We start from the raw sequence: 14,055 nt of genomic DNA on the forward strand, positions 1-14,055 counted from the left end.
CCCGGCGCCCCGACCCCGGCCCCCAACGCCCAGGGCGGATACGGCTTCCCCCAGCCCCCCGCACAACCAGGCCAGCCGGGCGAACCGGGCCAGCCGCAACCCGCCGCCCCCCAAGCACAGCCGCAGCCCCAAGCACAGCCGCAGCCCCAGGCACAGGCACAGGCACAGCCGCAGCCCCAAGCCCATCCCCAAGCCCAGGCCCCCCAAACCGCCCCCCCGACCGACCCCCGCACCGGTACCGCCTGGCCGCAGCCCATGCAGCACGACCAGCGGCAGATGACCAATCCCGGTGCCGCGCCGCTCGGTTACACGGCTGCGGTGGAGCTGTCGTCCGACCGGCTGCTCAACAACAAGAAGCAGAAGGCCAAGAGCAGCCGTCCCGCGGCCCAGCCCTCCCGCTTCAAGCTCGGCGGCAAGAAGGAAGAGGCCGAGCGGCAGCGGAAGTTGGAGCTGATCCGGACGCCCGTGCTGTCCTGCTATCGCATCGCCGTCATCAGCCTCAAGGGGGGTGTCGGCAAGACGACCACGACCACCGCGCTCGGCTCCACGCTCGCCACGGAGCGCCAGGACAAGATCCTCGCCATCGACGCCAACCCGGACGCCGGTACGCTCGGCCGCCGGGTCCGCCGTGAGACCGGGGCCACCATCCGCGACCTCGTCCAGGCGATCCCGTACCTCAACTCGTACATGGACATCCGGCGGTTCACCTCCCAGGCGCCCTCGGGGCTGGAGATCATCGCCAACGACGTCGACCCGGCCGTGTCCACGACCTTCAACGACGAGGACTACCGGCGGGCCATCGACGTGCTGGGCAAGCAGTACCCGGTCATCCTGACCGACTCCGGCACCGGTCTGCTCTACTCCGCCATGCGCGGGGTGCTCGACCTCGCCGACCAGCTCATCATCATCTCCACCCCGTCCGTCGACGGCGCCTCCAGCGCCAGTACGACGCTGGACTGGCTGTCGGCGCACGGGTACGCCGACCTCGTCTCGCGGTCCATCACCGTCATCTCCGGGGTCCGCGAGACCGGCAAGATGATCAAGGTGGAGGACATCGTCAGCCACTTCGAGACCCGGTGCCGGGGCGTGGTCGTCGTTCCGTTCGACGAGCACCTCGCCGCCGGTGCCGAGGTCGACCTCGACATGATGCGGCCCAAGGTGCGCGAGGCGTACTTCAACCTCGCGGCGATGGTCGCCGAGGACTTCGTACGCCACCAGCAGTCCCACGGCCTGTGGACCAGCGACGGCAACCCGCCCCCGGTGGCGGCCCCGCCGATGCCGGGCCAGCAGCAGTACGCCCCGCAACAGCCGGGACAGCCGTATCCGCAGCAGCAGCCCGGCTACCCCCAGCCCGGTCACCCGCAACCCGGTTCCCCGCAACCCGGTTCCCCGCAACCCGGCCAGCAGCCCTACCCTCAGCAGCCTCACCCCCAGCAGGGCCAGCCGCCCGCGCAGCCGTACCCGCCGCAGCCGGGACAGCCGTATCCGGGGCAGCCGTATCCGCAGCAGCAGCCCGGCCAGCAGGTCTACCCCCAACAGCCCGGCTACCCGCAGCCCGGCGGCCAGACCCCGCCCCAGCAGTAGCCACTGACTGACAGAACGGCCCGGGCCCGCACTGCTCCAGTGCGGGCCCGGGCCGTTCCCGTCCCAGCGGGTCGCCGTCCTGCCGTGGCGAGCGGCGGGCTCAGTCCGTCGGCTGGGGCTCCGGCCGGGACTCCGGCTCGGCCGCCGCGGTCAGCTCACGGCACCGCTTGACGTCCTCGCCCATCTGCTCCAGCAGAGCCTCCAGCGAGTCGAACTTCGCCTGGCCGCGGACGTACGCGAGGAAGTCCACGGCGACATGCAGCCCGTACAGGTCGAGGCCGACGCGGTCGATGGCGTACGCCTCCACCGTGCGCTCGGTCCCGTCGAACTGCGGGTTCGTGCCGACGGAGATGGCGGCCGGCATGGCCTCGCCCGCCACGTGCAGCCAGCCGGCGTACACGCCGTCGGCGGGGATGGCGGTGTGCGGCAGCGTCTCGACGTTGGCCGTCGGGAAGCCGAGTTCACGGCCGCGCTGCGCGCCCCGTACGACCACGCCCTCCACCCGGTGCGGGCGGCCCAGGATCTCGCCCGCGCCCTCGACGTCGCCCTCGGCGACCAGGCGACGGGTGAGGGTGGACGAGAACGGCTCTCCGCCGCCCGCCTCACCGCAGACGAACAGGTCGACGACCTCGACCTCGAAGTCGTAGACCTTGCCCTGCTCGACGAGGAACTCCACGTTCCCTGCGGCCTTGTGGCCGAAGCGGAAGTTGGGGCCCTCGACGACCGCCTTGGCGTGCAGCTTGTCGACCAGGACCTTGACGACGAATTCGGCGGGAGAGAGCTTCGAGAACTCCGTCGTGAAGGGGAGGATCAGGACCGCGTCCACGCCCTGCTCCGCCATCAGCTCGGCGCGGCGGTGGTGCGGGGCCAGCAGCGGCGGGTGGCTGCCGGGGCGGACGACCTCGCTGGGGTGCGGGTCGAAGGTGACGACGACCGAGGGCACGCCCAGCTCACGGGCGCGGTCGACGGCGTGCTGGATGATCAGCTGGTGTCCGCGGTGGACACCGTCGTAGGAGCCGATGGTGACGACGCTGCGTCCCCAGTCCTCGGGGATGTCCTCCAAGCCACGCCAGCGCTGCACTGTGACCGCTCCTCATCGAACCTGTGTCCGTTTTTACGGTTTACCTCTTACGCAGGTCTAAGGGTGCCATGCCGCGTCCGTCCTGCCCGCATCGGCATGGGCGCTGTGACTCGACCCACGTGGGTCAGACGGGGATTCCGACCCCGGCCAGGTTCTCGATCATGCGGCGGCTGCTGGGGCCGACCACGGCCGCCCACTGCCGCGGGGCGTCGGTCAGCCAGCCCGCCACCTGCGGGGCGAACCCCGGGATACGGCGCCCCAGGTCGACCAGCGCGCGGTCGAAGCGGGCCGCTCCCTGCGGAGTGCGGACGAGGAGGACGCCGATACGGTGCACCAGCTCGCGCAAGCCGTCACCGTCACCGTCACTGGCTGCGGCGCGCAGGAGCGCGTCCAGTACGGCAGGCTCCCGCTCGTGGCTCAGGAGGTGGTCGAGCAGTTCTCGCCGCAGGGGGCGGGAGGCTGCGGCTCCGGGTGCGACGAGTACGGCGGCCAGGGCCGTCCGCACCTCCTCCGGGCCGTCGTCCAGCAGCCCGGTGACGAGAGGGAACAGCACGGCCCGTGTGCCCGGCCCCTGGTCGAGGCGCCGGTCGACGTAGGCGGCCACGTCCGCCGCGGTCTCCGGGCGCAGCTCCACGGCCTCCCGTACGAGTACGGCGATCCGACGTGCCGGCGTCGGCAGCGTGACGTCGGCGAGAGTGCGCAGCGCCGCTCCGCCGCCGGGGCGGCGCAGTCGGGCCCGGAAGGCGTCCAGCACCGGTTCCGGGTGGGTGGTGAGGGCGGCGACCAGCGCGCTCGGCGGGAAGTGCGGGTCGCCGGCCGCGAAGTGGCCGAGGGCCTGCGGGAGATGGCGGGCACGCGTATGCGGGTCGCGGACGAGGAGCGCGAGCGCGCCGCCGTGCAGGGTGCAGTCGGCGGGGCGGGCGAGAAGGGTGAGGGCGGCGTAGCGGAGCAGTTCGCGGTCGGCCTCGGTGGTGACGTGCGGGGCCGCGCGCAGGCCGTACGCGACCGCCGCGACCCGCCGGTCCGGCCGCTCGTCGTGCGCCCACCGGTCCACCGCCCGGCACACCGCCGACGGCTCGTCCTCCGCGAGCACCGCCAGCAGTTCGTCGGCCCGCCGGTGCGCGCTGTCGACCAGCACCTCCGTCAGGCCGTCCAGCGCCAGGTGCCGGTGCGTGTGCAGCAACGCCTGCGCCGCCTTCGCGACGGTCGCGTGCGGGGTGGCGGGCAGCGGGCGCTCGTCGTCGAACCAGCGGGTGAGGTGCGGCTGTACGACGTCGGGGGCGTCGGCGAGGAGGCGTGAGGCCGCGTCCAGGTAGCGGGGGGCGGTGTCCTGCGGGGGGCCGTCGGCGAGGACGAGACGGCGGAGGAGGTCGAAGAGGGTGACCGGGGGGAGGGCCAGGTCCTGCCAGAAGGCGGGCGGGAAGGAGGAGGTGAGGGGGCGCGTCGTCGCCGCGGTGCCCCGCTGCCGTTCCCCTTGTCCTCCCCCTTCCTCTTGCCCTTCCTCTTGCCCTTCCTCTTGCCCTTTCTCTTGCCCTTCCCGTTCCTGTCCGCGCCAGCTCACCACTCGGTCGGCCAGCAGCCTCAGGACTCCCGTGTACGGAGTCGCGTCGGGCACGCGCAGCAGGGACTCGGTGAGGAGGCGGGCCGCCCACCAGGAGTGCGGGTCCGCGTCCAGCGCCTGGATCAGTTCCTCCAGGCGCTGAGCGAGGGCCGGGGTGCCGTGCTGGCGGGCGAGGAGGAGCAGGGCCTGGACGACCGGGCCGATGCGGTGGTGCGGTACGGGCAGCGGGCGGCGGTCGGCCGGATGGGTGCGGCGGCGGTGGACGAGGGCGCGCAGGGCCTCGTCCAGGTCCAGGTGGATGCCCTGGATCCAGTCGGCGAGCTCCTCGTGGGCGAAGCGGTAGCCGCTTCCGGCGGGGACGAGGAGGCCCTCGGTGAGAACGGCGGAGGCCCAGCCGGTGCCGCCGCCCAGGCGGGCCGGGGCGGGGCCCCAGGGGAACACCGCCTCGAACGATTCCCGGTCCAGTTCGCCCTGCCCGGGGCCGAGGCTGCGGCGGGCCGCCTCGTGGACCTGGCCGGAGACCTTGGCGGCGAGGCGGCGTACGGCGGTGCCGCGCAGGCCGTTCTCGGCGGCGAGGCGGACGGCGATGCGGAGGCACATCAGGTCGAGGTAGGCCGCGAAGACGTCGTCACGGTCCACTCGCGCGTGGGGGGCGTCGGAGGTTTCGGGGAGGGCGGTGCGGACCTCGGCGAGGAGGCGGAGGGTGAGGGGGTGGCGGGCGTCGGGGTTGCGCAGGGCCCCCTCGGGGATGCGGTAGCGCGCGCGTGCCGTGCGGGCCTCGTGGTCCTGGAGGTCGGCGAGGCGGACGCAGGGGGTGGGAGGGATCTCGTGCGGTGGGTCCGCGTCAGGGGGCGACGCCGCGAGCTCTTCCCCGTACAGCATCTCCCGCGGGAACCCCGCCCCCGCTCCCTCCCAGTACTCCGCTCGGCACGCCACCACCAGCCGCGCCCCTGACTCCCGCAGCCAGCGCGCCGTGCCGTCGGTCCACTCGGGCAGACGGTGGGCCAGCACGGGCGGCATCTCCTCCGGGCCGTCCAGGAGCAGGAGCAGGGGGCGTTCCGCGAGGCGGGCCAGCCGCGAGAGGCGGCCGGGGGTGAGGTCGCCCAGGTCGGTGAGGTGCGCGGAGCGCGAGGCGGCGACGATCCTCGCGGCGCGGGTCAGGGCCCTGGCGGCGGCGTCGGCGACCGAGGTGTCGTCGTCCCGCAGATCGGCGCCGCGCAGCCAGAGCGTGGGGGCGGGGCGGGCACCGCGGTTGCGGCGGGCGGCGAGGGACGCGAGTTCCGTCGTACGGCCGCTGCCGGGCGGCCCGACGAGCGCGAGGACGGCGCGGTCGTCCTCGGTGAACGCCTCGAACTCCGCTGCCGTGGCCGCCCGTTGAACCGGTTCCACCGAGCCGGGGCCGAGGGTGTCCGCCGCCCTGCCCACGTACCCGGCCAACGCCCCCGGCGGCCCGTCCTGGCCCACCGAGGTGGCGGTCAGCTCCAGGACGCCCGCCAGATTGAGGTCGACGCCGTACGCGGGGACGGTCGCCGCGTTCTCGGCGAGCAGGTCGGCGAGGGGGCCGTGCGGGGGCGGGAACAGGGGTACCGCGAAGCCCACCTCACGTCGGCCGCTCTGCAACGCGGTCCCCAGTACGCCGACCACCGCACCGGTCGCGGCATCGAGCACGGGTCCCCCGGCCGCCCCTCCGCCGAGCCGCAGCGCGTCCTGCCCTGCGGTACCGATCGCCAACTCCATTACGCCGTCGAGGAGATGGAAACGGTCCGTCGCCGTGTACGTCACGGAGGCCGTCCCGAGCACGCGCGCCTCGCGCCAGCAGCCGGCGGGGATGCGCACATAGGAACCGGTGCCGACCCCGCCCCGACCGCCGACGGGCAACGGCTCGACACCGAGGCCCTGGGTGCGCACGAGCGCGAGGTTCAGCTCGGGCAGCGCGGTCACCGCGTCGGCGGCCACCACGCAGTGCCGGTCCTCGGCGGCGTACAGCAGCAGTCTCGGCAGCCCGTCGACGACCTCGTGACCGGTGATCAGGGTGCCGTGGTGATCGGCGACGAACCCGATGCCACGGGGGCGCCCGGCAAGGTCGCGAATACGGACGAGCGCGTGATCGGGCACCCGCCCCAGCGCGGAGCTACGCCCGTACTCCGCCGGGCCGTACACCGCGCCCGGCCCCGAGGCGTAGGCCCAATCCGGCGGCGGCGCGTCGCGTGGTGGGCCCTGCGTCGGGCCCTGTGCGCGGTCCGGCCCCGGGGCATCTGCGTGGTGGTTCTGCCGGGGGTCCCGTGCAGGTGCCGGCCCTGTCTCCTGCGCCCAGTCCGGCCCCGCAGCCTGCCCACGCACCGGCTCCGAGACTCCCCCACGGCCCGGCTCCGAGACTCCCCCGGAGCCCGGCCCCGAGTCCTGCCGCCGGCCCCGCTCCGGGTCTAGCCCCCGGCCCCGCTCCGAGTCTCGCCCACGGCCCCCCGCGGTCCGCGAGCCCCGTCGCGTCATCGTCGAACCTCCCCGCCGTGCCCGTGCCGTGCTCGCGGGGCCGTCTCCCGGCCGTCCGGTCCGTGAGGCAGGCCCGTCTTCGACGGTAGGCACCGCCTGATCGGCGGGACAGAGCGCGCGGTGAACGCGCCCCCTTCCGCTCCCCCGGTTCACTCCGAGCGCCTGCCCGGACGGGTGAATGGGCGGGGACGGGTGGATACACCCTAGGGGTGGGGGAACCGAGGGGGGACCGTGGAGCGGCGGACAACTCCGTGACCGCCGCTCCACGGGTGGAGCGTCATCCGAGGGCTCAGCCGAAGACGGCCAGGCTCTTCGCCTTGCCCTTCTGTTCCTCGACCAGCACGAGGAACACACCCTCGGGATCGAAGACGGCGACCGCGCCGCGGCCCGCGTACTCGTCGGGCATCTCCAGCCGGACGCCGTTCAGCAGCAGCTTCGCCCGCTTGGCGTCCACGTCCCAGCGCGGGAACGCGGCCGTGGCGGCATCGGCGATCGGCATGACCGTCAGCTCCTGCTGGAGCTGGTCCAGGGTCCTGGCCGAGTCCAGCTTGTACGGGCCGACGCGGGTGCGGCGAAGGGCCGTCAGGTGGCCGCCCACGCCCAGGTCCGCGCCCAGGTCACGGGCGAGCGCTCGGATGTACGTACCGGACGAGCAGACCACCGAGACGACCAGGTCCATCACCGGCGTGCCGTCGGCCGCGACCGCGTCCCGGACGTCGTACACCGCGAAGGACGAGATCCGCACCGGACGGGCCGGGATCTCGAACTCCTCGCCCTCGCGCGCCCGCTTGTAGGAGCGCACTCCGTCGATCTTGATGGCGCTGACCTTGGACGGCACCTGCATGATGTCGCCGGTCAGCTTGGCGATCCCGGCGTCGACGGCCTCGCGGGTGACCTTCGAGGCGTCTGACGACCCCGTGATCTCGCCCTCTGCGTCGTCGGTCAGGGTCGTCTGGCCGAGCCGGATCGTGCCCAGGTACTCCTTCTCCGTCAGGGCGAGGTGCCCCAGGAGCTTGGTCGCGCGCTCGACGCCGAGGACGAGCACGCCCGTCGCCATGGGGTCGAGCGTGCCGGCGTGGCCGACGCGGCGGGTCCTGGCGATCCCGCGCATCTTGGCGACCACGTCGTGCGAAGTGAAGCCCGACGGCTTGTCGACGATGACAAGCCCGTCGGGCGTGGTGCTCTTCCGGTTCATTCGGAGGTGTCGTCCTCGTCCTCGCCCGGCTTCTTGTACGGGTCCGCCTCACCGGCGTAGGTGGCGCCGGCCGAGACCTCGCGCACCTTCTCGTCGGACTGGCGCGCCTTGTCGAGGAGGTCCTCGATGGTCCGGGCGGTGTCGGGCAGGGCGTCGGCCACGAACGTCAGCGTCGGGGTGAACTTCACGCCCGCCGCCGCGCCGACCGCGGAGCGGAGGACGCCCTTGGCGCTCTCCAGTCCGGCCGCGGCAGCTGCCCGCTCCTCGTCGTCCCCGTACACCGTGTAGAAGACGGTCGCCTCCCGAAGGTCACCGGTGACCCTGGTGTCCGTGATGGTGACGTGGCTGCCGAGCCGCGGGTCCTTGATCCCGCGCTGCAGCTTCTGGGCCACCACCTCCCGGATGAGGTCCGCCAGCCTCTTCGCCCGCGCGTTGTCGGCCACTGGTCCGTCTCCTTAGTTACTTCTCTTGCCGCTTGCTTCAGTCTTCGTCGCTGTGGAGCCTGCGTCGAACCGAGAGCAGTTCCACCTCGGGCCGCCCGGCGACCAGCCGCTCGCAGCGGTCCAGTACGTCGGAGAGGTGGCCCGTGTCCCCGGAGACCATCGCGAGCCCGATCTCGGCCCGGCGATGGAGGTCCTGATTGCCCGTCTCCGCCGCACTCACCGCGTACTTGCGCTGGAGCTCGGCCACGATCGGACGGACGAGTGAGCGTTTCTCCTTCAGCGAGTGGACGTCGCCGAGGAGCAGGTCGAAGGACAGAGTCCCCACATACATGTGTGTGTCCGGATGTCCCGCCGGTTCGGGGTACGGGCGTCACGCCTGGACGCCGATACGGGAACCGTACACGCAACGGCCGGGGCCGATCGACGGAAATTCCCGCAAGGGAACTTCCCCGCCGATCGGCCCCGATCGCGTGCTGTGACGGTCAGACGCGCGGCTTCTCGCGCATCTCGTACGTCGCGATGACGTCGTCGACCTTGATGTCGTTGAAGTTTCCGAGGTTGATACCACCCTCGTAGCCTTCGCGGATCTCGGTGACGTCGTCCTTGAAGCGACGCAGACCCTCGATGTTGAGGTTCTCCGCGACCACCTTGCCGTCGCGGATGAGGCGCGCCTTGGTGTTGCGCTTGACCTCGCCCGAGCGGATGAGGACACCGGCGATGTTGCCCAGCTTGGACGACTTGAAGACCTCGCGGATCTCCGCCGTACCGAGCTCGACCTCTTCGTACTCCGGCTTGAGCATGCCCTTGAGGGCCGCCTCGATCTCCTCGATCGCCTGGTAGATGACCGAGTAGTACCGGACGTCCACGCCCTCGCGCTCGGCCATCTGCGCCGCGCGGCCGGCCGCGCGGACGTTGAAGCCGATCACGATGGCGTCGGAGCCCATCGCCAGGTCGATGTCCGACTCCGTGACCGCACCGACGCCGCGGTGCAGGACGCGGATGTCGACCTCTTCGCCGACGTCCAGCTGGAGCAGGGAGGACTCGAGCGCCTCGACGGAACCAGAAGCGTCACCCTTGATGATGAGGTTGAGCTGCTGGACCTCGCCGGCCTTGAGCACCTTGTCCAGGTCCTCGAGGGAGACACGGCGCGTGCGCTTGGCGAACGCGGCGTTGCGCTCACGGGCGGCGCGCTTCTCGGCGATCTGACGGGCCGTACGGTCCTCGTCGACCACCAGGAAGTTGTCGCCCGCGCCCGGGACGTTGGTCAGGCCCAGGACCTGAACCGGCGTCGACGGGCCGGCCTCGGCCACGCTGTTGCCGTTGTCGTCGTGCATCGCCCGGACTCGGCCGTACGCGTCGCCGACCACCATGGTGTCGCCGACCCGCAGCGTGCCGCGCTGGACGAGGACCGTCGACACGGCGCCACGGCCGCGGTCGAGACGGGACTCGATCGAGATGCCCTGCGCGTCCTGGTGCGGGTTGGCCCGCAGGTCGAGCGAGGCATCGGCGGTGAGGATCACGGCCTCCAGCAGGGAGTCGATGTGCAGACCCTGCTTGGCGGAGATGTCGACGAACATCGTGTCGCCGCCGTACTCCTCGGCCACCAGCCCGTACTCGGTGAGCTGACCGCGCACCTTGGTCGGGTCGGCGCCCTCGACGTCGATCTTGTTGACCGCGACGACGATCGGGACGTCGGCCGCCTTGGCGTGGTTCAGCGCCTCGACCGTCTGCGGCATGACGCCGTCGTTGGCCGCGACGACGAGGATCGCGATGTCCGTCGACCGCGCACCACGGGCACGCATGGCGGTGAACGCCTCGTGACCCGGGGTGTCGATGAAGGTGATCTTGCGCTCTTCGTCGTTGACCTCGGTCGCGACCTGGTAGGCACCGATGTGCTGGGTGATGCCGCCGGCCTCGCCCGCGATGACGTTGGTCTTGCGGATGGCGTCGAGCAGTCGGGTCTTTCCGTGGTCGACGTGACCCATGACGGTGACGACCGGCGGGCGGACCACCAGGTCCTCCTCGTCGCCCTCGTCCTCGCCGAACTCGATGTCGAAGGACTCGAGCAGCTCGCGGTCCTCCTCCTCCGGGCTGACGATCTGAACCGTGTAGTTCATCTCATCGGCGAGGAGCTGGAGCGTCTCGTCGGAGACGGACTGCGTGGCCGTGACCATCTCGCCGAGGTTCATCATGACCGCGACGAGCGACGCCGGGTTGGCGTTGATCTTCTCCGCGAAGTCGGTGAGCGAGGCACCGCGCGACAGGCGAACCGTCTCGCCGTTGCCGCGAGGCAGCATCACACCGCCGACCGACGGGGCCTGCATGGCCTCGTACTCCTGGCGCCTCTGCCGCTTCGACTTGCGACCGCGACGCGCGGGACCGCCGGGACGGCCGAAGGCGCCCTGCGTGCCACCACGGCCACCCGGACCACCGGGACGACCGCCGAAGCCGGGACGACCGCCGCCGCCCGTGCCGGCACCCGGACCACCGGGACGGCCGGCGAAGCCGCCACCGCCACCGGGACCGCCGGGACGGCCGGCGAAGCCGCCGCCACCACCCGGACGACCGGCGAAGCCGCCGCCGCCCGGACGACCGCCGCCGCCACCGGGACGACCGCCGCCACCGGGACCACGGCCACCGGGGCCACCGCCGCCGGGACGCGGGCCGGCAGCAGGACGCTGCGGCATCATGCCGGGGTTCGGACGCGGGCCGCCGGGACCGCCGCCGGGACGGGGACCGCCCTGCGGACGGGGCATGCCGCCCGGGGTCGGACGCGGGCCGCCCGGAGCCTGCGGACGGGGACCGCCCGCCGCGCCCTGGGGACGAGGACCGCCCTGGCCCTGCGGACGCGGGGCGCCGCCGGGACGCTCACCGGGGGCACCAGGGCCGCCGGGGCGCGGGGCACCGCCCGGACGGGGCGCCTGCGGGCGCGCCATGCCGGTGGAGCCACCAGAGGTGAAGGGATTGTTGCCCGGACGGGGACCGGCCGGACGGGCACCACCGGGACGCGGCGCCTGGCCACCCGGACGCTGGGCGCCGGGAGCGGGACGGTCGCCACGGCCCTGGCCGCCCTGTGCGGGGCCACCGGGACGCGGGGCACCCGGACGCGGCGCCTGGCCGGCCGGACGCGGGGCGCCCGGACGCGGGCCGGAGCCCTGCGAGGGGGCCGGCGCGGCGGGAGCCGACGGGGGTGCCGTGAACTCGGGCGTGGTCGGAGCCGGGGACGCCGGCGCGGGGCGCGGCGCGGGCTTCGGGCCCGGGGTGGGACGGGGGCCGGGAGCAGCCGGCGCGGCGGGAGCCGCGGGCGTCTCGGCGGCGGCCGGCTTGGGGGCCGGCGGGCGCGGGGCGGCCGGACGGGCAGCCTGCGCCGGAGAGGGGGCTGCCGGCTTCGCCGGGGCAGCCTTGCGCGGGGCGGGCTTGCCGCCTCCGTTGCCCTGCTGGAGGGCGTCCGTCAACTTGCGGACGACGGGCGCTTCGATGGTCGAAGACGCCGAACGGACGAATTCACCGAGTTCCTGGAGCTTGGCCATGACGACCTTGCTCTCCACACCGAACTCCTTGGCGAGTTCGTATACCCGGACCTTAGCCACTTCGCTCCTTTTAGGTCCGGGTTGCGTCCGGACCGTCGCTACTTCATGGGCGTACTCATCGCGTGCTCATCGAGTGCTCATCGCAATCTCGACCTACTTCCAACTCGCGGGGTACCAGGGCCGCACGGACGTTCCGCGCGACGCTTCTTACGGTGTTGCCTGCTCAGCAACTGTCTGTCTGCTCGACGTACTGGCGCAACGCCTTTATGTCGAGCGCTCCCGGGGCGCGCAACGCCCGCGTGAACGCCCGGCGGCGTACCGCCTGATCGAGACAGACCAGGGCGGGGTGCACGTAGGCGCCCCGGCCGGGCAGCGTACCGCGTGGATCGGGGACGCATGCGTCCTTGATCGCCACGGTCCGCAGCAGATCGGTCTTGGCCGCTCGCTGCCTGCACCCCACACAGGTGCGTTCAGGGCATGCGCGGGCGTGCGTCCGGCCAGACACTCTTAAGTCTACCTCCCCGTACCGACCTCACCCCTTTGGGGCAGGAATCGAACGGTTGTTGTCGTGATCTAAGCCAAGTGCGGCTTGGATCTATTCCCCGGCCTGCTCGGTGTCGGGCCGGATGTCGATGCGCCAGCCGGTCAGACGGGCGGCCAGGCGGGCGTTCTGCCCTTCCTTGCCGATCGCCAGGGACAGCTGGTAGTCCGGCACGGTCACGCGCGCGGAGCGGGCCGCCAGGTCCACGACCTCCACCTTGGAGACGCGGGCCGGGGACAGCGCGTTCGCCACCATCTCGGCCGGGTCGTCCGACCAGTCGACGATGTCGATCTTCTCGCCGTTCAGCTCGCCCATGACGTTGCGCACCCGGCCACCCATGGGGCCGATGCAGGCGCCCTTGGCGTTCAGACCGGAACGGGTGGACCGTACCGCGATCTTCGTACGGTGACCGGCCTCACGTGCGATGGCGGCGATCTCGACGGACCCGTCGGCGATCTCCGGCACCTCCAGCGCGAAGAGCTTCTTCACCAGATTGGGGTGGGTGCGCGAGAGGGTGACGGACGGGCCGCGCACGCCCTTCGCCACTCGTACGACGTACGACCGCAGCCGCATGCCGTGCGGGTACGTCTCGCCAGGGACCTGCTCCTGCACCGGCAGGATGGCCTCCAGCTTGCCGATGTCGACGAGCACGTTCTTCGGGTCGCGGCCCTGCTGGACCACGCCGGTGACGATGTCGCCCTCGCGGCCGGCGTACTCGCCGAGCGTCGCGTCGTCCTCGGCGTCGCGCAGCCGCTGCAGGATGACCTGCTTGGCGGTGGTGGCGGCGATACGGCCGAAGTCGGACGGGGTGTCGTCGAACTCGCGGGGCTCCTGGCCCTCTTCGAGGTCCTCGGGGTCTTCCTTCGCCCACACGACCACGTGCCCGGATTCCCGGTCGAGGCGCACGCGCGCGTGGCGGTGGCTTCCCTCGGTGCGGTGGTAGGCGATGAGGAGGGCCGACTCGATCGCCTCGACCAACAGGTCGAAGGAGATCTCCTTCTCCCGTACCAAGCCCCGCAGGGCACTCATGTCGATGTCCACGGCTACGCCTCCTCTTCCTTCTTGTCCTTGCGGTTGAACTCGACCTGGACACGCGCCTTGGTGACCTCGGCGAAGCCGAGCCTGCGGCTGGTGGCCTTGCGGCCCTTCACTCCGGGCACCTCGACGTCCAGGCCGTCGTCGTCGACCGTCAGGATCCGGGCCACCAGTTCCCCGCCCTCGGCCAGCTGGAACCTCACCAGCCGGTCGACGGCGCGGGCGTAGTGCCGGTGCTCGGTGAGGAGGCGCTCCGCGCCCGGGGTGCCGACCTCGAGGGTGTACTCGCCCTCGCCCATCGCGTCCGTCTCGTCGAGCTTCGCCGAGAGCGCGCGGCTCACATCGGCGATGGCGTCCAGATCGGCGCCCTGGTCGGAGTCGACGACGACACGCAGCACGCGCTTTCGTCCGACGGAGTCCACGGCGATCTCTTCGAGATCCAGTCCCTGGGAGGTGACGAGCGGTTCCAGGAGCTCTCGCAGCCTCTCGCTCTGGGTGGTGCTCATCCGGGTGACTCCTCGGCCGCGTGTGCTGTTGTGGGAAGGTCGCGTGTCTGGTCAAAGGGTATCCGGTCCGGAGGACTGTTGCCGTCCAT

The 14,055-nt window shown here is 72.4% G+C and carries 10 protein-coding genes; 1 reads left to right on the forward strand and 9 read right to left on the reverse strand.

Translation table 11 applies throughout. The features are described from left to right. Window positions 1–1,584: MinD/ParA family protein (locus DI272_RS45265; protein ID WP_258314548.1), on the forward strand; the 1,584-nt coding region annotated here is incomplete at its 5' end. Window positions 1,585–1,684: 100 nt separating this feature from the next. On the opposite strand, the gene DI272_RS13685 is transcribed toward DI272_RS45265, so the two are convergent. The 9 genes from DI272_RS13685 to rimP all read right to left on the reverse strand — a co-directional run bounded on the left by DI272_RS13685 (window position 1,685) and on the right by rimP (window position 13,966). Beyond that, complete coding sequence (locus DI272_RS13685) at window positions 1,685–2,665, reverse strand: bifunctional riboflavin kinase/FAD synthetase (RefSeq protein ID WP_109495647.1); 981 nt, start codon at window positions 2,663–2,665, stop codon at window positions 1,685–1,687. 124 nt (window positions 2,666–2,789) lie between these two features. Beyond that, window positions 2,790–6,341: a trypsin-like peptidase domain-containing protein gene (locus DI272_RS44490; RefSeq protein ID WP_258314549.1), complete on the reverse strand. Its 3,552-nt coding sequence runs from the start codon at window positions 6,339–6,341 to the stop codon at window positions 2,790–2,792. A gap of 664 nt (window positions 6,342–7,005) precedes the next feature. Beyond that, window positions 7,006–7,911 carry a tRNA pseudouridine(55) synthase TruB gene (truB, locus tag DI272_RS13695; protein WP_109495648.1) on the reverse strand — a complete coding sequence of 302 codons (906 nt, stop codon included), beginning with the start codon at window positions 7,909–7,911 and terminating at the stop codon, window positions 7,006–7,008. Next, window positions 7,908–8,354, reverse strand: coding sequence for a 30S ribosome-binding factor RbfA (gene rbfA / locus DI272_RS13700; protein ID WP_109495649.1), 447 nt, complete (start codon window positions 8,352–8,354; stop codon window positions 7,908–7,910). The genes truB and rbfA overlap by 4 nt, the downstream gene beginning before the upstream one ends. 37 nt (window positions 8,355–8,391) lie before the next feature. Beyond that, on the reverse strand, window positions 8,392–8,685 hold the full coding sequence (locus DI272_RS13705; RefSeq protein ID WP_109495650.1) for a DUF503 domain-containing protein: 294 nt from the start codon (window positions 8,683–8,685) through the stop codon (window positions 8,392–8,394). Window positions 8,686–8,836: 151 nt separating this feature from the next. After that, window positions 8,837–11,944 (reverse strand): translation initiation factor IF-2, encoded by a 3,108-nt coding sequence (gene infB / locus DI272_RS13710; RefSeq protein WP_109495651.1) that lies wholly within the window; start codon window positions 11,942–11,944, stop codon window positions 8,837–8,839. Between the two features lie 163 nt (window positions 11,945–12,107). After that, complete coding sequence (locus DI272_RS13715; protein ID WP_109495652.1) at window positions 12,108–12,389, reverse strand: YlxR family protein; 282 nt, start codon at window positions 12,387–12,389, stop codon at window positions 12,108–12,110. A gap of 90 nt (window positions 12,390–12,479) precedes the next feature. Next, a complete protein-coding gene (gene nusA, locus DI272_RS13720; protein WP_109495653.1) occupies window positions 12,480–13,466 on the reverse strand; it encodes a transcription termination factor NusA in 987 nt (328 codons plus the stop codon). Between the two features lie 2 nt (window positions 13,467–13,468). After that, window positions 13,469–13,966, reverse strand: a complete 498-nt coding sequence (rimP, locus tag DI272_RS13725) for a ribosome maturation factor RimP (protein ID WP_109495654.1) — start codon at window positions 13,964–13,966, stop codon at window positions 13,469–13,471. Window positions 13,967–14,055: the final 89 nt, after the last annotated feature.

This window comes from Streptomyces sp. Act143 (assembly GCF_003143935.1).
Taxonomy (GTDB): domain Bacteria; phylum Actinomycetota; class Actinomycetes; order Streptomycetales; family Streptomycetaceae; genus Streptomyces.